Annotated in this window: 20 protein-coding genes; 8 read left to right on the top strand and 12 right to left on the bottom strand. The window is 44.6% G+C overall.

Features of this window, described 5'->3' with window-relative positions; all coding sequences use genetic code 11:
• Positions 1 to 4: 4 nt before the first annotated feature.
• The 6 genes from AC1DM9_RS02865 to AC1DM9_RS02840 all read right to left on the bottom strand — a co-directional run bounded on the left by AC1DM9_RS02865 (position 5) and on the right by AC1DM9_RS02840 (position 7,652).
• Positions 5 to 1,756 carry a family 43 glycosylhydrolase gene (locus AC1DM9_RS02865; RefSeq protein WP_477578449.1) on the bottom strand — a complete coding sequence of 584 codons (1,752 nt, stop codon included), beginning with the start codon at positions 1,754 to 1,756 and terminating at the stop codon, positions 5 to 7.
• 84 nt (positions 1,757 to 1,840) lie between these two features.
• Positions 1,841 to 2,674: a carbohydrate ABC transporter permease gene (locus tag AC1DM9_RS02860; RefSeq protein WP_477509063.1), complete on the bottom strand. Its 834-nt coding sequence runs from the start codon at positions 2,672 to 2,674 to the stop codon at positions 1,841 to 1,843.
• Positions 2,675 to 3,571: a carbohydrate ABC transporter permease gene (locus AC1DM9_RS02855; protein WP_441876529.1), complete on the bottom strand. Its 897-nt coding sequence runs from the start codon at positions 3,569 to 3,571 to the stop codon at positions 2,675 to 2,677. It lies immediately after the preceding gene.
• A gap of 106 nt (positions 3,572 to 3,677) precedes the next feature.
• Complete coding sequence (locus tag AC1DM9_RS02850) at positions 3,678 to 4,964, bottom strand: ABC transporter substrate-binding protein (protein WP_477578446.1); 1,287 nt, start codon at positions 4,962 to 4,964, stop codon at positions 3,678 to 3,680.
• A 599-nt stretch (positions 4,965 to 5,563) separates the two neighbouring features.
• Positions 5,564 to 6,223 carry a hypothetical protein gene (locus tag AC1DM9_RS02845; RefSeq protein ID WP_477578444.1) on the bottom strand — a complete coding sequence of 220 codons (660 nt, stop codon included), beginning with the start codon at positions 6,221 to 6,223 and terminating at the stop codon, positions 5,564 to 5,566.
• A 97-nt stretch (positions 6,224 to 6,320) separates the two neighbouring features.
• Positions 6,321 to 7,652: an MFS transporter gene (locus AC1DM9_RS02840; RefSeq protein WP_477578442.1), complete on the bottom strand. Its 1,332-nt coding sequence runs from the start codon at positions 7,650 to 7,652 to the stop codon at positions 6,321 to 6,323.
• A gap of 173 nt (positions 7,653 to 7,825) precedes the next feature.
• On the opposite strand from AC1DM9_RS02840, the gene AC1DM9_RS02835 reads away from it, so the two are divergent.
• The 6 genes from AC1DM9_RS02835 (at position 7,826) to AC1DM9_RS02810 (ending at position 11,985) form a co-directional block, all read left to right on the top strand.
• Complete coding sequence (locus AC1DM9_RS02835; RefSeq protein WP_477578440.1) at positions 7,826 to 8,716, top strand: ROK family protein; 891 nt, start codon at positions 7,826 to 7,828, stop codon at positions 8,714 to 8,716.
• Positions 8,717 to 8,941: 225 nt separating this feature from the next.
• Positions 8,942 to 9,547, top strand: a complete 606-nt coding sequence (locus tag AC1DM9_RS02830) for a DUF4183 domain-containing protein (protein ID WP_477578438.1) — start codon at positions 8,942 to 8,944, stop codon at positions 9,545 to 9,547.
• A gap of 83 nt (positions 9,548 to 9,630) precedes the next feature.
• Positions 9,631 to 9,915 (top strand): DUF4183 domain-containing protein, encoded by a 285-nt coding sequence (locus AC1DM9_RS02825; RefSeq protein ID WP_076267468.1) that lies wholly within the window; start codon positions 9,631 to 9,633, stop codon positions 9,913 to 9,915.
• Positions 9,916 to 10,032: 117 nt separating this feature from the next.
• Positions 10,033 to 10,467, top strand: a complete 435-nt coding sequence (locus AC1DM9_RS02820) for a BclA C-terminal domain-containing protein (RefSeq protein WP_477578436.1) — start codon at positions 10,033 to 10,035, stop codon at positions 10,465 to 10,467.
• A gap of 237 nt (positions 10,468 to 10,704) precedes the next feature.
• Entirely contained in the window at positions 10,705 to 11,256 is a 552-nt protein-coding gene (locus tag AC1DM9_RS02815; protein ID WP_477578434.1) for a glutathione peroxidase, read from the top strand.
• A 48-nt stretch (positions 11,257 to 11,304) separates the two neighbouring features.
• Positions 11,305 to 11,985 carry a class I SAM-dependent methyltransferase gene (locus tag AC1DM9_RS02810; protein ID WP_441876505.1) on the top strand — a complete coding sequence of 227 codons (681 nt, stop codon included), beginning with the start codon at positions 11,305 to 11,307 and terminating at the stop codon, positions 11,983 to 11,985.
• 63 nt (positions 11,986 to 12,048) lie between these two features.
• Here AC1DM9_RS02810 and AC1DM9_RS02805 read toward each other — a convergent pair whose 3' ends face one another.
• The 3 genes from AC1DM9_RS02805 to rbsK all read right to left on the bottom strand — a co-directional run bounded on the left by AC1DM9_RS02805 (position 12,049) and on the right by rbsK (position 14,352).
• Entirely contained in the window at positions 12,049 to 12,615 is a 567-nt protein-coding gene (locus tag AC1DM9_RS02805; protein WP_477578431.1) for a TetR/AcrR family transcriptional regulator, read from the bottom strand.
• 20 nt (positions 12,616 to 12,635) lie between these two features.
• Positions 12,636 to 13,346, bottom strand: coding sequence for an MBL fold metallo-hydrolase (locus AC1DM9_RS02800; protein ID WP_477578429.1), 711 nt, complete (start codon positions 13,344 to 13,346; stop codon positions 12,636 to 12,638).
• Positions 13,347 to 13,425: 79 nt separating this feature from the next.
• Positions 13,426 to 14,352 (bottom strand): ribokinase, encoded by a 927-nt coding sequence (gene rbsK, locus AC1DM9_RS02795; RefSeq protein WP_477578427.1) that lies wholly within the window; start codon positions 14,350 to 14,352, stop codon positions 13,426 to 13,428.
• Between the two features lie 87 nt (positions 14,353 to 14,439).
• Here rbsK and AC1DM9_RS02790 point away from each other — a divergent pair, with 87 nt between their 5' ends.
• The gene (locus tag AC1DM9_RS02790) at positions 14,440 to 14,985 is read left to right on the top strand and encodes a hypothetical protein (protein ID WP_441876492.1); all 546 of its coding nucleotides are present in this window, start codon (positions 14,440 to 14,442) and stop codon (positions 14,983 to 14,985) included.
• A gap of 23 nt (positions 14,986 to 15,008) precedes the next feature.
• Here AC1DM9_RS02790 and AC1DM9_RS02785 read toward each other — a convergent pair whose 3' ends face one another.
• Positions 15,009 to 16,289, bottom strand: a complete 1,281-nt coding sequence (locus tag AC1DM9_RS02785; protein ID WP_477578425.1) for an adenylosuccinate synthase — start codon at positions 16,287 to 16,289, stop codon at positions 15,009 to 15,011.
• A gap of 110 nt (positions 16,290 to 16,399) precedes the next feature.
• Here AC1DM9_RS02785 and AC1DM9_RS02780 point away from each other — a divergent pair, with 110 nt between their 5' ends.
• Positions 16,400 to 17,278 (top strand): LysR family transcriptional regulator, encoded by an 879-nt coding sequence (locus AC1DM9_RS02780; RefSeq protein WP_477578423.1) that lies wholly within the window; start codon positions 16,400 to 16,402, stop codon positions 17,276 to 17,278.
• A 42-nt stretch (positions 17,279 to 17,320) separates the two neighbouring features.
• Here AC1DM9_RS02780 and AC1DM9_RS02775 read toward each other — a convergent pair whose 3' ends face one another.
• A complete protein-coding gene (locus AC1DM9_RS02775) occupies positions 17,321 to 19,099 on the bottom strand; it encodes a sensor histidine kinase (protein WP_477578421.1) in 1,779 nt (592 codons plus the stop codon).
• On the bottom strand, positions 19,096 to 20,637 hold the full coding sequence (locus AC1DM9_RS02770; protein WP_477578419.1) for a response regulator: 1,542 nt from the start codon (positions 20,635 to 20,637) through the stop codon (positions 19,096 to 19,098). Before AC1DM9_RS02770 ends, AC1DM9_RS02775 begins: the two co-directional genes overlap by 4 nt.
• Between the last annotated feature and the right edge of the window lie 21 nt (positions 20,638 to 20,658).

The raw sequence follows: 20,658 nt of genomic DNA, 5'->3' as shown, positions 1-20,658 counted from the left end.
TTAGTTAGTTTCTATCGGATACAACATCGATATAATCGATTTCAAGCGGCCCGGTCGCATTTCCAAATTGCAAAGCATTGTCATCCATTTTCAGCTTTACGCTTACAGTTATCTGCTGCACTGCATCTGACTCGCTTGCGGGAATGCTTATCTTTTGTACACGTCCGCCATTAACCTTCAGCTCCAGCATCTGCTTGCTTCCAGTCCCATTAGCTATACTTAAATGTAAGGCATATTTCCCATCCATCGGAACTCTAACATGATCCAATCGAATCGCGTCCTTATCACCCTCTGCCAATTGAACAGAACGGCCATTCGATTTTGTCGAGCTTTCAATAAGCTCACTGTCTGATGAGAACTGCGCGTACTCCGCTTCAAAACGTGGAATTTCAATCGCCGAGATCAGATTAGCTGCCTGGTTTCCTATAAAAGAAAGGTTGTTTTGCCCTTCGTTCAGCGCAATTGAAGCATATACATATCCCACTTCATTTGGCTTAGTAGGTGGAAGTATAATTTCTGCACCAACCGCATCATTCACATTGATCTGAATACGCTGCTCTGTTTCCGCATCGTTTGTGTAATGGACTAATAATGGGGCATCCGTATCAAGTGACGAGGATATCCCGCTGAAAACTAAGTTATCTTTATCAGCAGCTGCTGCATGCTCTGCGCGTATTAATCCTGTGCCCGCTGGTACTTCAATTGGTGTAGCAAGCGATAATGGAGAACCAAAGACAGGCAAACCATCCTTCTGCCATTCAATCCGCTGGGCACGCGCCTTCCGATTATTCCAGCCGTCCCCTTGACCGCTTGTTGCATGATAGACGATCCAATCCTCGGTTCCGTCTGGCGAGGCAACAAACGTATTGTGACCAGGACCGTAAACCTCAGCGTCTCCATCCATTTGCATAAGCGGCTGCTCAGCTTTTGTCCATTTCACCGGATCAAGCGGATCTGCTCCCAGCTCTAGTGACAATAACCCAATGCTATAGAACGGTGTCCAGCTTCCCGCACCAGAATAAGCAATCCATACACGGCCGTCTTTTTTCAAAATCGCTTGGCCTTCATTAATGAACGGAGGTCCGCCTGCTCTCTCCCACTCCAAATCCGGCTCGCTAAGCAATACTCGCGGTCCGCTAATCGTGTATGGATTGCTCATCGGTGCAATGTACGTATTTTGTTGTACATTTAAATCGCCTTCCCAGCCCGACCATACAAAATACAGCTGCCCCTCATGCTCAAGCGCGATGCCGTCAATAGCCCATTTGTTTGTCGAATCCGTCACTTGACCTTTAAACGCATAGCTCCCCATCGGATCGCTGGTCTCCGCTTCGAGCGCATACATGCGATGGTTTTCATTTTCACCGTTATCTGCTGCAAAATAGATATAAAACTTTCCTTGAATATATTGAATTTCCGGTGCCCACAAATTTGCTGAATACATCGTATCTACAGGCGGGTACCATACCACCTTCCGCTCTGCTTGATTGAAGTCGAGCGATCGCGATTTCATTATCATAATATCCGTTCCGTTATGCGTAAACGTCATATAATAAAATCCATTGACGTAAATGATGCTCGGATCTGGTGTGTCCATAGATACTAACGTATTTTTGAACGTTCCACCATGCCCATTATAAGCTCCAGCAGCCGTAGTGTCATGATTCATTTTATTCACGATCCAAGCCCCCAAAATAATAATAATTACCGCAATCATAGATGCGATCAGAGTTATACGCTTACGATTAAGTTTCATGCCATTCCCTCCGCTTACTCGCCAACATGGACAGAAAGAGACCTTATCGGTCTCTTCTCCTTGCCATATCGGCGTAATCATTGATTATTTCACTGCCGATTGTGTGATAGCTCTCACAAAGGAACGCTGTCCAAGAATGAACACAATAACGACTGGCAGCGTTGCGACTGTCGTCATCGCCATAAGCTTGCCGTAGCTTTGGGTATAGCTTCCTGTTGCCATCATCGCTATGCCCGCCGTGATCGTGCGCATCTCTGGTGATGTTGTCGCATAAAGCGGCCATACAAAATCGTTATAGATCCCCATAAAAGTGAAGATGGCTAATGTCACCATAATAGAAACGGCGGATGGCAATAAAATGCGAGCATAAATTTGCCACTTGTTCGCTCCGTCAATACGCGCTGCTTCTTCGATTTCCTTTGGAAAGGAAGCGAAAAACTGATAGAGCAAAAAGACGCCAAACGCCCCCGCAGTTGCCGGCAAAATCAGTGCGGGATACGTATTAATTAAATTGAGGGCATTAAATTCCAAATACATGGGCAGAAACGTGAGCACGCCAGGAATCATAAGTGAAGCGATAAATAAGGAAAGCATAATTCTGCGAAGCGGCAAATCGTTTAATCTCGCCAATGCGTAAGCCGCCATAGAATCGATAATGAGTACGAGAATGGTGCCTATGAGCCCAACCGACAAGGAGTTAACAATCCAGCGCGTAATGGGTACGTTCATTAATTCACCGGTCAAGCCTTGTACGAAGTTATCGATCGTTGGTTTTATCGGAAAAAAGTTCATTTTCCCAGACAATGCTTCGAAATCATTTTTAAACGATGTTGAAATCATCCAAACGAGCGGGAGGAGGAAAAATACCGCAATGATTATGGCAAGCACGATAAGCCATAACTTTCTTGTCTTTACCATTTAAACCTCTCCCTTTCTGCCGCTCGTCAGCTTGAACTGTACGATGGATATAATAATAATGAGCAGTGCCATAACGATCGCCATCGCTGAAGCTGAACCTACTTCTTTGCGTAAAAAGGCTTGATCCAGCACATTGATGAGCAGCACCTTCGTCGTATCGCCGGGTCCGCCCCGTGTCAATAAATAAGGCTGCGCATAAATATTAAAGGAAGCAATCGTCGATGTAATCATAATGAACAGCATAACCGGACGAATCGACGGTAGCGTTATTTTCGTAAATTTATTCCATGCATTTGCCCCATCTATCGAAGCAGCTTCATAGAAATCCTCTGGCACTTCATTCAGTGCATTAATAAAAATAATCATATTGAACCCAATTGTCCACCAAAGCGTCGTCACAATAAGTGAGATCCACGCCCATGGCGTATCCGTTAGCCAAGGTATGCTGTTGATGCCAAGCTTCGCAAGCATACTATTAAGAAAACCGGCATTCGTATCGAACATCATCAGCCAAATGACCGCCATAACGGAAGCTGACAACGCGTACGGAAGAAAATAAAAGGTACGAAACAAACCGCGAATTTTGGCAGGAAGCGCATTAACAAGCATCGCTAATGACAACCCAACAATGATTAAGAGTGGAACGGAAAATATGACAAACTGAGCGGTTACCCACAACCCTCTAAAAAAAATATCGTTGAGATACGTGCCTGGCGTGAAAATTTTGATGTAGTTGGCAAGTCCAACAAATTCATGTTCCTTTGATAGCAGCTCGAAATTTTGAAGGCTGATATATACGCCGTACAGAATCGGGAACAGCAAAAAAATACTGAATGCTGCTAAGTATGGCAGTACGAATAAAAAAGAAGTGAATCGTGACGCAAATGTCGTTTTCAAACGGAGTCCCCCTGACGCTTTCCATATTTTCTAGCACAAGCAATCGCAGCTTTAGAAGATGGAAACGGACTCTGCTATTCCCATCCTCCTCGCTGCTTACGATTATTTATTTTTTCATTGCTTGCTTCGATTTGGCTGCCGCATCATCAAGAGCCTTTTGTGCATCTTTTTTGCCAAGCAATGCATTGTTCAGCTCACCCCAGATTGGCTCAGAGATCGTGCCCCAGTTCAATACATTTGGCGCAAATTGTACATAAGAAAATGCCGATGCTACATTGTTTTGGAAAGTTAGCGCTTTAAACGCATCACTCTCAAGCATTGGTTTCGATGCCAGCGCTTGACCGGATTCCGCCCAGTCCATGGAATTTGTGGATACGTATTTCAAGAAATCGCCGATACCTGCTGTTTTGGCTGCATCCGTTACGCTTTTTGGAATAACGAAGCCATGGGAGCCTGCGAATACCGCTTGCTTCGCTTTACCGATTTGTGGAACAGGCGCAACGCCATAATTTAATCCTGCTTCATCAAATTGTGATTTCATCCACGGGCCGTTGAATTGGATCGCATTTTTTCCTTGCAGGAACAATGTGTTTTCGCCATCTTGTTGAACATTCCCAGGCGAAACGCCGTTATCCACCATGCCGCGCAGCCATTGAACCATTTCAACCGCTTCCGGAGAGTTGTAGGCTACGTCTGTTCCGTTCCAAAGCTCGCCGCCATTTTGCCATACTAGTGTTGGGAAAATGAACTGCTGCGGCCACAAGGTTGGAACGACGTAACCATAAACGCCTTTCTCTTTATCCGTCAGCTTCTGAACCGCATCATCAAACTCTGTACGGTTCGTTGGAGCCGCAGAAATGCCCGCTTTATCGAACAAATCTTTGTTGTAATACATCACAAGCGGATGGATATCAAGAGGAATGGAAAACCACTTGCCATCGAGCGTCGAATACGTCGTTGCAGCATCTGCAAAGTCCGCTTTATTGATGCCTGCGCCCGCTGCAATCTCATCGATCGGCTGCAATTGATCTTTGCTAGCGTAAGTTGGTACTTGGTCAACGTGCATAATCATCATGTCCGGGCTTTCTTTGCCTGTGCTTAGCGCTACGTCCAATTGCTTGTAATATTCGCCGTTTGGCTGAATAACGAAATTCACTTTATATTGATCTTGCGAGCCGTTATATTTGTCTACGATTTTTTTCATGAACGGGCCATCCGAACCAGAGAATGGTGACCAGAACAAAATTTCTGTCTTTTTGCCGCTGCCGGCGCTTTTACCGCCGTCTGCTGGCTTCTCTCCGCCATCCTTATTGCCGCTGCAGCCAGCTGCAACTAGCGCAATGATTGTGACCATCAGAAGCAGCATTGAAAACTTATTGCGTGCTTTACTCATTTTTTTGTCCCCCTAAAAATGATATTGGATAGACGTGGTGTCTTCCGTGGTTTCATCATAAGCGGAGGGGCAAAGCAAACATATGCCGCATTTATAGATGATATGGACATATTTTTGGATAGCTGCAGTTACCGAATATGTGTACACAACAAAAAAAGGCCAACCAGTAAGCTCTGGTTGACCTAATAATAGGAAGGGACTTAGGAAGAACGATGATGTCCTCCCCTTATTATACTTATAGCTTACGAACCGAATAAGCCTTATTTAAAGCATTCTTAATGGATTAACATTCTAATGAACCTCAGAATCGTTATTTCGAAGAAAGCAGCTCATGATACCCTGTAAATCATAATATAACGTTACTACGGTTCGTTAAAATGAAAGAAAAGCCCTTTTCTGCATCATAAGCATAATACAGTTCGTTAGAGAAACCAGCGAGCAGACTAGTTTTGAGATCGCCTACTTCTAATGTGCATAGGTTGGTGAAAACACTAAATTAGCATTAACGCTGCAGGTGCTTCGCTTTTGGAGGGTGCATTAGTTGCTGCATTGCTATTTGTGTTATTCGAACCGCCGCAGGCCGATACGAAGAGAGATATCTATTGGGTTGTTGTCTGCTGCTCCTGCTGCATTGGCTGTCTGCCGCCGCCAGCGCCTCCGCCAAAACCACCGAAGCCTCCCGTACGAACAGTAATGGATTCTGCAATCTGCGTATCGTCAGTTAGCATAATAGACAAAATATCATCGGCTTTTAGGTCTGCCAGCGCTATTTCTTTCTCGACCATTTGTTCATTCTCGAAGGTGACTGTCATAATTTTGGTCGTATCTGTCACTTGAATGTCCACCGTCTCCTCTAAGAACATAGCGTCCATATTCATCCTGCCGCCGCCCTCAGGAGCCGTTCCATCACCAGCGGGTGGTTGCGGAGCCTCACCTTCTGCTGGCATTTCAGCGCCTTCGGGAGGCTGCTGCCCCTCGCCCGCTCCAGGCATATTGCCCGTTCCATCCCCTTGCGGCGGACCGCCTTGTCCCATAGCCGATTTGTAGAGGGTAATCGTTTGGCCATCCACCGATTTCACTTTACCCATCAAATCCGCTTGAGCCCCTATCTGCCCCATGCCCGCTCTGGCTCCATTCCGCTGTACTTTGCCCTGAGCATCCACTTGCTGATCGGATGAAACCTGTTCGTCCTGAGCTCCGCAGCCTGCCAAAGCAGCAGCGATAACGACAGCGCTAAGCATCACTTTCCATTTGTTCATATCGTTCATCTCCTACGAATATGTAATGAATAGCTTCTATTCATAACATTCTAGCATTCGATTATGAACATGAGATGAACGGAAACTGAAGCGAAAATCAACCTTTTTGAGTAAGCGGATTCCGCTTCCAATTGCCTGATATAAATAGAAACGTACCGATCCATCCGCATATAGAAGCAATAACCAGCAGCAGCGACAGAGATACACTATGCGAAAGCGATGTGCTTAAAGTCGGCCCAATCGTTCCTCGAACGCCAAAAAGCATCAAATGCAGCCCGAAAACCATTGCTTCCCGGCCAGGCGCCAGTCGGAAGACAAATGCCAATATGCCGATATCCCAAATCGCTTCCCCGATTCCTTGTATCGCATTGCCGGTTATGACCGCGGCATAGCTGCCCCAAAGTCCATATAACATCGGCACTATAGCGTAAGCTGCAATGCCGCATAACAGCGTATATTTAATATCGATGCGATCGATCATCCAGCCCGCTATCCAGAACGTAAGCAGCAGCGCTGTAAAATAAGCGACACGAGCATAACCAATTTGCAAATTGGAAAGCTGAAGCACATCTACCTGTATAATTTGATACAACGGATTTGCAAACATATTGCCAAACCCGGTAAGTGTAGTCGCAGCTAAAAAAACAGCTAACGTTCGATTTTCTTTAATAAGCTTCCACTGCTCCTGAAGCGGGAATCGGCTCGTTTTTTTCAGAGAAGCAGGTTTATCAGGAGCCTTCTGTACAGGCAGCTTCAGTGTATTAAATAGACTTATAGAGAGAAAACCCGCAATGGAAGCTGCAATGAGTGGTCCTGACGGCCCAAAGGCATCCGACCAGCTGCCAACAAAGTAAGCAAGCGGAATCATAATAATCCCCATTGCCACCCGTACATACCCCATTAGTCTTCCGCGCAAATCAGAAGGATACATACGCGATACTAATGCCGCATACGCAGGAGCCTGCACGCCCATTAACAGCTGAAATACAAGCGCAGCCACTACATACAAGGATGGATAAGCGAAAAAAGCCGGCAACAGCAGCAGTAATCTGCCGATGGCATTAGGAATAACGACGAACGGTTTTGGGTTGTTCGCTTTCTCAATCCAAGACGCCCAAAATGGTGAAAACAATAAACCAACGGCAGGTGCTGCTGACAATAATCCAACTTGAAAATTGCTTGCTCCTTGTTGAATCGCGAATGCTACATAGAACTGGTTCATGACGACATTAAATAAGCTGAAAAGACAGGATGCACCTAAATCGATGCGGGCATTTCTCCATACATTTGCAGTCATTGGCATACCGAACTTCATGATTCGCGAACTTTCCTTGGCCTCGGATTCCATTTGGGCAGCTACCTTCTTCTCTAGGTTGATGATATACGCACGGAGGACCCCTTGCGCCGCAAAGGATCCTCTCTCAAGCACTTCATTCGATTGGATATTACTACACTCCTCACTTTTTGTACAGCATTAGTTGATCAAAAAAGCATACGCTTCCAAAAGGCACTGATACGTTCGGTTCTTTCTAATATTCCAGTAGTGTGATAGACTTTTTCTCAAAGGTTCACAGTCATTTTCATATCATTGGAGGGTATTACGTGAGTATTGCAGTAGGAATTGATATTGGTGGAACAAAAATAGCATTTGGCTTCGTAGACGAGCAAGGAAACGTTATTGCGAAAGGTTCATTAAAAACTAATCTGCAGATCACGCCCGCAGACATGCTTGCGCAGGTTGCAGACGCGGTAAAGCAGCTGGCCGAGCAAAATGGGCTATCACTAGAGACGCTTAAAGGTGTTGGCGTAGGCGCGCCCGGCCCGCTTAATACGATAAAGGGTGAGTTGACTTGTCCTCCAAACTTAAAAAGCTGGTGGGGTTTCCCCGTTGTAGACGCATTGCAAGCCCATCTTCCGCTTCCGATTAAGATGGAGAATGATGCAACCGCTGCTGCCCTTGCTGAGAAATGGGTCGGCGCTGCACAGGATTCCGAGCATTTCATCTTTATTACGATAAGCACAGGCATTGGCGCGGGCATCTTTATGCATGGCAAGCTGCTTACTGGATCAACAGGAAATGCCGGCGATGCTGGCTTTATGATTATGGATCAAGCCGGTACGCCATGGGAAGTCGTCGCTTCCGGTACAGCCGTTGCCCGTCAAGCGACGGAGTTGCTCGGCCGAGACGTCTCTTCCAAAGAAGCATTTGAGCTGGCGGCGCAAGGCGACCTCCAAATGTCCGAGCTGGTTAACCGTGTATTCAAAACAATCGGCATGGGCTGCGTATCGCTAATCAATATTCTTGATCCGAACAAAATCGTTATCGGCGGCGGCGTCTCACAAGTAGGCGAACCACTTTTTGCAGCCGTTAGAGACTATGTTTCCAAAAACGCGCTTAACCCATCAGGCAGGGAAACGGCTATCGTACCCGCGAAGCTTCAGCAGGACGCTGGACTAATCGGCGCTGCCGCATTAATTCAACAAGCTTATTAAGCGGTTGAAAATAGAGAAGGAGCTGCTGTTCGAGGCTATAAGCCTTGAACGGCAGCTCCTTTTTTGCGTGATGAATAAATAGAGTTATATTGGAACAGTTGGTTACTCCGTTACCTATTTTCATTTAAATAGTTTACAGCCTAATTGTAATGGATGTTTAGTCCATACCGCTGTTCGATAGCGTCATATCATACCCTATACAGTTTATTATTTAGGGAGGTATGAATGAGCTTGGGAAATCCACTCGCAACAAAGAAGAAAACAATTCGTATATGCCCAATGAAAAGAAAGAAAAAGCACAAAAAGATCATTAATTTCAAGAAAAGGCGGCCTCATGCTGCCTGTCAACATGGCTCCCAAGGATTTCGAGGACCGCAAGGTTCGCAGGGGTCTTCAGGACATCAAGGTAGACAAGGTCTTCAAGGTCTTCAAGGTGCTCTAGGACCTCAGGGACCTCAAGGGCTTCAAGGTCTTCAAGGGCTTCAAGGGCTTCAAGGACCTCAAGGCGAATCGGGATCTATTATCGTCCCTTCTATTCTCATTTTACCAGCTGCCCAAAGATTTTTTTATAAGATGACCTCAGATGCCGAATCCCAATTCACGATTCCAGCCGATGATTTTACAAACGATGAGGGAGCTTTCATAACTGCTTTTGTAGGCAATGGTCCAAATAGCTATAACAATCTTTATATCAATGGGATACTGCAAGCAGGCAGTTTGTATATCATTAATGAAAATAATTTGAACATTAGTCTCGATAATCAAACTATTTATTCGGGTACACCAGTAATTCTCGAAACCGTTACATTCTCGGCTATAGTTGTTCCTTAGTTCAATCTATTAAACTCCGCGATTCAAACCTTCCCTTTTTCGAATACTAGCATAAGTTAGTAGAGAGAAGAGAGGTGATATACATGCCAATCACAAAACCATTCATGGCTGCCAGAAGATTTAGTGCCACAGCAGGGGACGGAACTGGAGTCGGTGCTGCGTATAATATTCTTGCAACAGCAACTACGAATGACACCGGTACAGCTGCAACAGCATTTCCAACTGCTCCCGCTTACTACAATCTTTATATTAATGCACAGATTCAAACTGCAGACACATCAACGGTTACGACTACTGCTATTACCATACCAGACGGTGATACACTCGATCCTTTGACTCCAATTGTAATCGAATTTGTTGTAAACTAACCTAGTTTGTTGACTTGGTGCCGACAATACTTCTTTTTTTATTGTCGGTATTGTTTTTCATTAGAGGTTATTAATTCCTTACATAGCTTCTAATCATAAATAAGGAGTTGAATATGAATGCCGATCATTTACCCTATTTCTCCCCCAATAGGTTCCGGATATATTTATAATATCAGCGCTCAAACGGTTCCTGTGGAGGCAGATATTACTTTTGATACAAGTGTTATTTTCACACCCGGCATTACGCATTCCCCTAGAACCAGTCAGATTACCGTTTCCACCACTGGAAATTATGAAGTTACTTTTTCAGTGCCGGGAGTAGAACCGAATCAATTCGCCTTATTTTCAAATGGTACGCTAGTTACAGGATCCATATATGGTTCAGGAGCTGGTACTCAGCAAAATAATGGGCAGTCTATTATGGCTCTAGCGGCTGGAAGTATTCTCACACTGCGAAATCATAGTTCAACCGCTGCCGTTACGCTGCAAACTCTGACCGGTGGCACTCAAACAAATGTAAATGCTTCTGTTATAATCAAAAAATTAAGTTGATTTCTAATCCACAACCTCACGAGGATGTGGATTTTTCTTTCCTGCAAAATAAATTAACTTTATAATTTTTGCTAATGGCATCGACTATTTATTGCATTTGCCTATAACGCTTATTTTCTTTATATATTAGACCAATAGAATATTTGGCTATATGATAGATTGAATCATACAAATGGTTTCCATATTACGCAGTTATTGAGGAAAAAATAAATCAGTAACACAGGGGAGGTTAACCACATGTCGATTTATGATTTTCAAGCGATCTCCATTTTCGGAGAAACAGTAAAGCTGTCATCCTACCATGGAAAAGTTATCTTGATCGTCAACACGGCAAGCAAATGCAGTTATTCACGTCAATTCAATGATCTGCAGTTGTTATACGAAAAATATCAGGAACAAGGATTCGAAATTCTCGCTTTTCCTTGCAACCAATTCAACGAGAAAGAGCCAGGCAGCAATTCTGAAGTGAAGCAATTTTGCGACATCAACTACAAAGTTACGTTCCCGCTGTTTGAGAAAACGAATGTGAGAGGAGCATCAGCTCTTCCATTATTTCAATATCTGACGCAGCAAGCTCCGTTCCAAGGCTTCGACACAGAGACTGCGAGCGGACAATGGATGCAGCACTTCCTGCAAGAGAAATACCCAGAAATATATGCTGGGGACGGGATCAAGTGGAATTTTTCCAAGTTTTTAATTAATCGCGACGGATTTGTTCAAGAAAGATTCGAATCGACGATAGAGCCCATCTCTATTGAGCCTGCCATCATATCGCTTCTATGTACCTAAGCAGTAAGCCAGTGAGAACATATTCGAGTAGTCTAGGAGGGTAAACGGATGGGGATAGAATGGTACGATCGAATTGCACGAAAAAATGGCGGATATCGAAGCAATGCGGTATTTACGATCGAAGGCATTTCAGCTGAGCAATTATTTGAAGAAAGATTAGTTGAAATGCTGCCTGCATTTGATACGGTTCTTGATGCGGGTTGCGGACACGGCGATTTTACACTAAAGATGTCACGTCATGCTAAGTCGATTGTTGGATTTGATAATTCAATTGAAATGATTAAGATTGCCAACTCCATGCGAGATGAGAGCCAAGCTCATAATATATCATTTATTTACGCGACTACAAAAACCGATTTGCCATTCACCGACGGGCAATTTGATTTTATTTACGATAGGCGCGGACCAACGTCCATTTTGAATCATAGCAGAATACTACGCTCGGGAGGCACGATATTTGGTATACACTCAGGCGCGCTAGAAATGGTCAAAGAAAGATTACACAGTAATGGATTTATAAATATTCAAATTGAAGAGTTTAATCAAGCTGTTTTCTATTTTCCAGACACAAATGAATTTGCTAAGTTTCTCACAGGCATTCCCGGGAATCCTGACTATACTGATCCTTCATTAAGCAAGGATTTCGACGCCAAAGTTGAAGAGAATCAAATCAATGGAAAACTAGGCGTAAAAGAATACAAATATATTTGGAAAGCTAACAAACCTTAATTTAATATCGAAGCGGGAGCCTATCCACTCCATTAAGCATCTCTGGCTCCTGCTTCTTTTCTATCATGATTTAACACGGAGACCGTTCAAATACGTTTGGATGACAATATTTAAGCTTTCGTCGATAGCCTGCGGCATGCCAAATCCACCCTTTTGTTCAATCGAAGCGAATCCGTGCAGCAAGCTGCGCAATCCCCGTACACTGTGAATGGCCTTCTCATACCCAAGCTCATAATAGCTTAGCGTCTTAACGAGCAAATCCACAAGCTGCTCTCCAATTGCTGCATATTCTGCTTCATCCGCATCTGGCGAGCGCAGCGTCAGCTCATACACGCCTGGATGTTTTCTTGCAAAAGAAATGTAGGCAGAAGCAATAGCATGAACTGCTTCATCGCCTTCTTTATTTTGTAACGATTCATTTATCGCTGCAAGCAGCTTCTGTAAACCGTAGATAGCCAGCTGGATGCGCAAAGCGTTTAATCCATCCACATGGTTATATAATGAAGGAGAACGCACTCCAAGCTTCTTGGCAAGCGTCGCCAGCGTAACCTCTTCGATGCCTAGCTCATCTGCTATGGTAGCTGCTTCCTCTACGATAGTCGCCAAATCAAGCCCTCTTCTAGGTGACATAGAATCCCCCCCTCTCCTATTTATTTAACCAAAAAACGTTCCGCTGTGGCAATCGCCTTATCCAATAAACGTTTAGGCTGCAGCACCATGTTGCCATGGCCAGCAGCGAGCAACGATGGTTTCAAATCTCTTAACCTTCGAGCCGTCTCCAAACTCGTTTGTTTATCCCAAGTAGCCATTGCAGGAAAGGGAAACAGCAGCTTTATCTGTCCAGATACTGCAACGCCTGCTCTAGTTTGAAAAGCATCTCCTACGATGAGAATGTCATTCCTCGTATCTAGAAATGCCATTGAACCAGGCGTGTGTCCCGGTGCAGCTACCGCAAGCAAAGAGCCTACGCGATCACCATCCACCAGCAAAACATCAGGTTTTGTTCGAACGTTTTTAGGCAAACCGCCACGTATGGGCAAGCTGCTCTCATTAGGATCTAACGTATGATCACCGCTAAGCAGCCTTGCATCTCTCTTGGATATAAACACCTGTGCATTTGGAAGCCTTTCTTTCAGCCCGTCGAGCGAACCAATGTGGTCCGCATGAGCATGAGTCAAAACAATACGGGTAATCGGCTTGCCAAGCTGTTCCGCTGCCCTCAGAATGGCATTGACGTTGTTTGGAAGTGCGGCATCCACTAACGTCAATCCTTCCGCCTCCTCTACCAAGTAACAATTTACTGGAAATACCTTAGGTAAATAGGTCAGCTGTACAACCGTTTTCTCGCGTGTCATTCTCATTTCAAATGGCCTCCTCAACAAAAACTAATGATATTAGTTTTATAATAAACTAATACCATTAGTTTTAGCAAGCCTATTTTTAATTTTTCTGTTCGCTTTGAAGAAAAACTTCAATTTCTGCTTTAGTGGGAATCGATGCTTGGGCACCTTCCTTCGTAACGGCTAGTGCTGCTGCTCCTGCTGCAAAGATCAAAGCCTGTTCAGCCTGGCAGCCATCGGCGCTTGCAGCGGCGAATGCACCGAAGAAAGTATCGCCCGCTGCCGTCGTATCAACAGGTTTTACTTTGAACGCAGGAATCGTAGCTGTGTCGCCTTGCTTATTTTGATAGAAACAGCCTTTCTCCCCTAATGTAATAATGACGTTTTTTGTTCCTATGCCCATGACTACTTCTGCTGCCGCTTGCGCTGAGGATACATCGTTTACCGTTAAGCCCGTAACAACAGCCGCCTCGGTTTCATTTATAATAAGAGTATCAATAAGCGGAAAAACATGCTCAGGAATAGCCCTTGCCGGGGCAGGGTTATAAAATACTTTACTGCCGCTGCTACTAGCACTATTCATGACGGATAGCGTCGTCTCCCACGGTATTTCATTTTGAAGCAGCACGGCATAAATATCCGACCACTCTCCATAACCCGCGGCTGCATCCTTGTCTGTCAGTTGACCATTCGCACCCTCCGATAAAACAATATGGTTTTCGCCTTCACCATTCACAGTAATAATAGCGAAACCTGATGATCCTTGCTTGCGTATTACTTGACTAGTGGAAATTCCATTATCTTGTAAAGATGTGATCAATGTCTGAGCAAAAGGATCCTCGCCAACTGCGCCGATCATCACACATTCCGCACCTGCGCGAGCCGCTGCAACCGCTTGATTTGCCCCTTTGCCGCCCGGAAAAAACGAGGTGGCTGCACTGGAGATTGTTTCACCCGGGAGCGGGAATTTTTCGACCTGACTAACGATATCCATATTTATGCTTCCAACAACGAGTATTTTTTTCATCGTTTATTCATACCCTTCCCTAATTAACAATTCATTTCATTCTTTTGACTGCATGTACCTATTTTAACAGAAGGAGTAGATCTTCACATGATTACCGCTTTTATTATCGGCTGCGAGATAGGATTTTGGTTATTTGTACTTATCGGCTTATTATGCCGTTATATTTTCCGTTTAAAAAAACTAGGCGCTATATTCTTGATTGCAACACCTCTCATCGATTTAGCATTGGTTATTGCTACTATTTATGATCTCCGCGGCGGCGCAACAGCTACCTTCGCACATAGCTTGGCTGCAATATATATCGGGGTTTCCATCGCTTGGGGACATCGGATGATCAAATGGGCTGATGAAAGGTTTGCTCATCGCTTTGCCGGCGGACCTGCTCCTGCTCGCAAGCCCAAATATGGCAAAGATCATGCTCGCTACGAGCGAAATGGCTGGCTGCATCACTTGCTCGCATGGGTGATAGGCGCTGCCATTTTGTATGGCATGATTTTAATGGTTGGCGATGCGGTGCGAACGGAGGTTTTATTTAACACGCTTCGTTTATGGTCGATCATTCTCGTCATTGATTTTGTCATCAGCTTTAGCTATAGCCTATGGCCACGCGCCAAAAAAGCAGAATCCAATTAGGATTCTGCTTTTCTTTTACTAAATCATCGTGTGATTAGCTGCTCACGACGCGGTCCTACCGATACGCTTGCAACTTTTACGCCAATAGCTTCTTCCACAAACTGAACGTATTGCTGCGCTGCTTCAGGCAACTGCTCAAAAGTTGTAGCTTGCGAAATATCGCAGTTCCAGCCTGGCAAACGCTTAAGCACTGGCTTAGCGGAAGCAAGCGCTGCTGTCACTGGGAATGAGTCCTTAATGATTTGTCCACCCAATTCATAACCTATGCATACTGGAATTTCATCTAAGTATCCTAGAACATCAAGATTGGTCAGCGCAACCTCCGTAGCCCCTTGCAGCATGCAGCCATAACGCGTAGCCACCGCATCAAACCACCCCATTCGGCGCGGGCGCCCTGTATTCACGCCAAATTCTCCTGCGTCGCCTCCCAAACGGCGAAGCTCATCAGCCTCCGCACCTGTCAGCTCACTGACGAACGGTCCGGCTCCAACACAGCTGGAATACGCCTTAACTACCGCAATAATTCTCGTAATTGCATAGGGTGGAAGACCCGCGCCTACTGGCGCAAAGCCCGCCAGCGTAGACGATGATGTGGAGTAAGGATAGATGCCGTGATCCGGATCACGCAGCGCCCCAAGCTGTCCTTCCAGCAATATCGACTTTCCAGCTCGATACGCATCATTTAACAGCTTCGTTGTATCACAAACGAAAGGCCGCAGCTTCTCCGCTTGCTCGAGCAGCACGGTCAGAACCTCCTCCGCTTTGATCGGCTTTCTATTGTACAACTGCTCAAGCAGTACATTCTTGGCTGCCAAGGATTGCTCTAAACGCTGCAGCAATCGCTGCTCATCATACAGATCCGCAACTTGTACGCCAAGCTTCGCATATTTATCAGAATAAAATGGAGCAATGCCTCTTTTCGTCGATCCGAAGCCGTTTGAGCCAAGCCTTTCCTCCTCCAGCTCGTCAAATAAGCGGTGAATAGGCAGTACAACCTGTGCTCGTTCGGATATTCGAATTTGCGGCTCCGGTACTCCTCGTGCTATCAGCTCAGTCCTCTCACGCAGCAGCACTTCAATATCAAGAGCTGTGCCTGGGCCAATGACGTTCGTAATCTCTGGATAAAAGACGCCAGACGGCAGCATATTCATCGCGAATTTACCGTAGCTGTTAATAATCGTATGCCCAGCATTGCTGCCTCCTTGATAACGTACGACAAATGAGGATTTGGCAGCTAACGCATCTGTCATTTTTCCCTTGCCTTCATCTCCCCAATTCGCTCCCACTATAGCGGTTACCGTCAATTCAATCGCCTCCTAATGTTGTTATTGCCCTTTAAGGTTTATTATAATGAATTATGTGACATTAAAATAATTGATATAACTAATAGTTCATATTAGGTGGGATTATAGCTATGATCGTAAACATGGAGTGGTATCGCGTCTTTTATTGGACGGCTAAGACAGGAAGCTTATCGCGCGCTGCAGAACAGCTTTATATTACACAGCCAGCCGTCACGCATACGATTAAGCAATTAGAGGCAAAGCTAGGCGGCCAGCTTTTTTTCCGTATGGCCAAGGGGGTTAAGCTTACGACTGAAGGCGCGGTACTCTTTCGATATATCGAGCAAGCGTATAGCTTTATTGAGACAGGGGAAAAAATGCTCGCAGAAATGCACAACCTGCAAAGCGGTGAAATTAGTATCGGTGCAAGCGACACGTTATGCAGGCATTATTTGATGCCGTATTTGGAGCAGTTTCATACGGAATATCCAGAGATTCGCATTCGTGTGACGAATCGAACAACCCCTGAAACGATCCAGCTTCTAAAGGAAGGAAAAATTGATTTCGGCATTGTACATATGCCTGCTTCGGACAGTCAGCTAGACTTTCGGTTAAGTGTGCCCTTGCAGGATATACTCGTCGGTGGTCCCGCTTATTCATCTCTTGGTGATACCGCCATCGAGCTTGAGGATATTAGTAAGCACCCGTTATTGCTTCTAGAAAAAGGAGCGGGCACACGAGAGTTCCTTGACGAGTATGCCGCAGCGCATGGTACAAAGCTCAATCCAGAGCTTGAGCTTGGCAGCATGGATCTGCTTGCAAAGTTCGCACGAAGCGGCTTTGGGCTGGCCTTCCTCGTTCGCAGCTATGCTGCTGATGAGCTTGCTACAGGCGAGCTTGTCGAAATTCCGCTGATCCCGCCCATCCCCGCACGCAGCATTGGTATCGCAACGCTTCGCGGTGTGCCGCAATCCGCAGCATCCAAACGATTTTTGGAGCTGCTGCCTTAGCCGCTTGGCAAAAAACGAAATGCATAAAAAAAACGTCCTATTCTAAATAGGACGTTCTGGTTCCATATCTTTAATTCTAGCTGGAATAGTAATCGAAATGGATGTGCCCATTCCTCTTTTGCTCACGATACGAACGCCGTATTCTGCTCCAAAATGAAGCTTGATCCGCTCGTCCACATTCCGAACCCCGTAGCCCACATTCACTCTCTCAATAGGATCGGACATTTGGCGTAAAATCTCAGGATTAATGCCAACGCCGTCATCAATGACTTGGAAGGTTATTAAATCTCCCTCCATCTTGCCTACGATTCGAATGTTAATCTGTGCTCCATACCAAGCATGCTCAAGCGCATTTTCGATAAAGGGCTGTAAAATAAGCTTTACGGTCGTAAATCTTAAAATATCAGGATCAATGTCAAACCAGATTTGCATACCGTCTTCGAATTTTGTCTTCTGAATATTGATATAGGCATTAATCTGCTCCAGCTCATTCCGAATCGGAATAACAGTTCTACCTTCATTCAGAGATAGCCGGTAAAATTTCGCTAAATCAAGCACCATTCGCTGCAGCTTATCTACCTGTCCAAACTTAGCCAATCTACTGATCGAAGACAATGTGTTATACAAGAAATGCGGATTGATTTGCGCTTGCAGCGATTCCAGCTCCGCTTCCTTTTTCTTCATGTTTGTCATATAGACTTCTTGAATTAATCCGTCAATATTATGACCCATATCGTTTAAAGCAAAGGAAATGCGCGTAAATTCATCCTTCCCTTTAAAATGAATCTTTTTCTTGAAATTCCCTTCTTGAAAGGCATCCAGCACACGAACGATCTTGATAACCTTACGGGAATAAAAGCGAGAAATATACAAGCCTGCAAGTGAAAATACAACAAAGCAAGCCAAGCAAATTAAGAAGGTCCAAAACTTTACCTTGTCAGTAGCCTTCTCCATAATATCGGTTGGAACGAGTGCGAGCAGCTTCCAATTCAGCTGTGGTATCTTTTCCTCTACGGCCCAATAGTTCGCCATTTCCGCTTCACTCAGCGATTCACCAATATTAAAATGGGTATCACCGGAGGAGAACATAATTCTTCCATTCTCGTTGAGTGCAAATATTTTCGTTCCTTTACCGATTTTCTCAGAATCAACGCTCTCAAGCAGATCGGTAAGTCTCAGGCTAATACGAACGAAACCAATTTCCTCAAGCGTAATGGGATCATTCATATTAACAAGTCTTCTAAGCAAGGAAATATGCCCGAATTTTGTATCCCCTTCAACCTGCTTCCACTGCATGGTCTCGCCATACCGCTCCACGGGGTAATCTATATACCATGCCCTGTCCTTAATTCTAGAAATATGGTACAAATCAAATAATGGCCCCTCCGCGTTAAGCGGATCGGTATTATTATAATTGTGATAAATTTCCGGCAATGTATTGTTATGTAGATAGACTGCAAGGCGCATTTTATTGCTTGCTGCCTCCACCGTTGTTTGCATTTTTGGAAGGAGCTGCTTCGTCGTGGCTTCATAGCTAACCCAGCCTTCTTCATAATGACGCAAATAGGATGCAAGATTACTGTCAAAATAAAGCATGCCGGATATACGTGACACATCCTCCATTTTGTACATAATATTGTCCTTCATCTGAGCCAGCGTACCAAGATTAATCTCGCGGGTTCGCTCTTGAATGGAGCTTGTAAAAATAACATTCGCTGCATAGCCAATTAGGATCACCGGCACCATGATAAACAAGCTGTAGGTGAGCATAATTTTAATCCCAAACGGAATATAACGATGCTCCTTCTTATGTTTGGTCATTTTCGTCTAAACTCCAACGGCGTCATACCGTACATTTCTTTAAATTGTTTGCTGAAATATGGCAAGTGACGATAGCCTACTTGATCTGCTATCTCATAAATTTTCATGTTTGTTGTTTTGAGCAGCTCACACGATTTCTCCATGCGCAGCTGAATAAAATATTCGCTGAAGTTTTTACCTGTCTCCTCTTTAAAAATAAGGCCAAGATAGTTCGGCGATAATGAAAATTGCTCCGCCAAATCACGCAATGTAATATTATCATGTGTACGTTCTTTCATATAATCAATCATTTGTTTAATAAGCTTCCAATTTTTTTTGTGCTTGTTTGCCTGCAAAGTTTCGGATATTTCGTAAACCCTGCGTCTCAGCCACACATGAATATCGTTGATCGTCTCAAACTGCATAATGATATCGTAATTATTCAGCTCCATGCCAAGCAGCTGAAATACATTTTCATTCGTTCTTTGCAAATAATTATCAAGCTTCATTACGATATAAAGCGCATAGTTGCGCAGCGTAAACTTTGACTTTAAGCTTTTGGCAACCTGAAATAAGTCATCCAGCTCATCATGAATGCGAACGAGCTCATAACCCGACATCGCAACAAACAAGGCTTCCAGCTTCGCATCGAGATGCTTGACATCCTCTTTCTCTGCCGGCCTAACCTCACCGTGGCCAATGACCTTTCCTTTGCCGTAAAACATTTTCAAATCCAAAGCTTCAACGGCCTGACGATAGGAGGCCGAGAATTCGTTGATTGAATCACATAATTCACCAACGCCTGCGGTAATGGAGAAGGCATGCTGTTCGTTGACTCGATTAACGATCTTGAGTGGCAAAACATCTTTATCCGATTGCTCAATTAGAATCGCAACCCTGAATTTGCTTATTTTACAAATATGCGAAATGCCAAACTCCTTACAGATCGATACCACTTGCTGAATCTCATCCTGCTCTGCCCGCGTCTCATCGTTCAGTTTCCAAGACAAATCATCCACTTCAATTACGGCTACTAAGCCGGGATAGAGAAAACGGTTCATCTCATATTCTTGACTCAATACCTCAATGGTTTTGTCATCGCTCGTTCCTTCAAGCAATTGCAGCATATATTCATTTTTTACGATCGGAACCATTTGACCATATGTATTTTGCCTCTCTTGCTCATGGTCCAAAACATCTCGAACCTTTAGCAGGGAATCAATCAGCTCCTGATCATCCATCGGCTTTAAAACATAATTGACAGCATTAAGCGACAATGCCTGCTTAACATAGCTGAAATCCTGATATCCGCTTACGAAAATAATTTTAATATCCTTCGACATCTCGAGTGCGCGTCTAGCCAGCTCAAGCCCCGTCATATTAGGCATACGGACGTCAGTTACAAGAATATCTATTTTTTCCGTATCCAGCACTTTACAAGCATCAAATCCGTTCATCACACCCGCTACGATTTCCATACCGAGATCTGTCCAAGGAATAAAAGCACGCATACCTTCCAAATCCAGCTTTTCGTCGTCCGCCAGCAATACTTTATACATGATGTTATCAGCTCCAATTAG

The organism is Paenibacillus sp. 01T431 (assembly GCF_056398625.1).
The sequence above is the reverse complement of the archived record's forward strand: the minus strand, read 5'-3'. Positions and strand labels throughout refer to the sequence as shown.

Coding starts and splice junctions, on each gene's coding strand:
- AC1DM9_RS02770 (WP_477578419.1), bottom strand. CDS start 20,637: ATGTATAAAGTATTGCTGGCGGACGACGAAAAGCTGGATTTGGAAGGT.
- AC1DM9_RS02805 (WP_477578431.1), bottom strand. CDS start 12,615: ATGTCACCTAGAAGAGGGCTTGATTTGGCGACTATCGTAGAGGAAGCA.
- AC1DM9_RS02790 (WP_441876492.1), top strand. CDS start 14,440: ATGATTACCGCTTTTATTATCGGCTGCGAGATAGGATTTTGGTTATTT.
- AC1DM9_RS02815 (WP_477578434.1), top strand. CDS start 10,705: ATGTCGATTTATGATTTTCAAGCGATCTCCATTTTCGGAGAAACAGTA.
- AC1DM9_RS02860 (WP_477509063.1), bottom strand. CDS start 2,674: ATGGTAAAGACAAGAAAGTTATGGCTTATCGTGCTTGCCATAATCATT.
- AC1DM9_RS02865 (WP_477578449.1), bottom strand. CDS start 1,756: ATGAAACTTAATCGTAAGCGTATAACTCTGATCGCATCTATGATTGCG.
- AC1DM9_RS02820 (WP_477578436.1), top strand. CDS start 10,033: ATGCCGATCATTTACCCTATTTCTCCCCCAATAGGTTCCGGATATATT.
- AC1DM9_RS02850 (WP_477578446.1), bottom strand. CDS start 4,964: ATGAGTAAAGCACGCAATAAGTTTTCAATGCTGCTTCTGATGGTCACA.
- AC1DM9_RS02780 (WP_477578423.1), top strand. CDS start 16,400: ATGATCGTAAACATGGAGTGGTATCGCGTCTTTTATTGGACGGCTAAG.
- AC1DM9_RS02810 (WP_441876505.1), top strand. CDS start 11,305: ATGGGGATAGAATGGTACGATCGAATTGCACGAAAAAATGGCGGATAT.
- AC1DM9_RS02775 (WP_477578421.1), bottom strand. CDS start 19,099: ATGACCAAACATAAGAAGGAGCATCGTTATATTCCGTTTGGGATTAAA.
- AC1DM9_RS02825 (WP_076267468.1), top strand. CDS start 9,631: ATGCCAATCACAAAACCATTCATGGCTGCCAGAAGATTTAGTGCCACA.
- AC1DM9_RS02800 (WP_477578429.1), bottom strand. CDS start 13,346: ATGAGAATGACACGCGAGAAAACGGTTGTACAGCTGACCTATTTACCT.
- rbsK (WP_477578427.1), bottom strand. CDS start 14,352: ATGAAAAAAATACTCGTTGTTGGAAGCATAAATATGGATATCGTTAGT.
- AC1DM9_RS02845 (WP_477578444.1), bottom strand. CDS start 6,223: ATGAACAAATGGAAAGTGATGCTTAGCGCTGTCGTTATCGCTGCTGCT.
- AC1DM9_RS02830 (WP_477578438.1), top strand. CDS start 8,942: ATGAGCTTGGGAAATCCACTCGCAACAAAGAAGAAAACAATTCGTATA.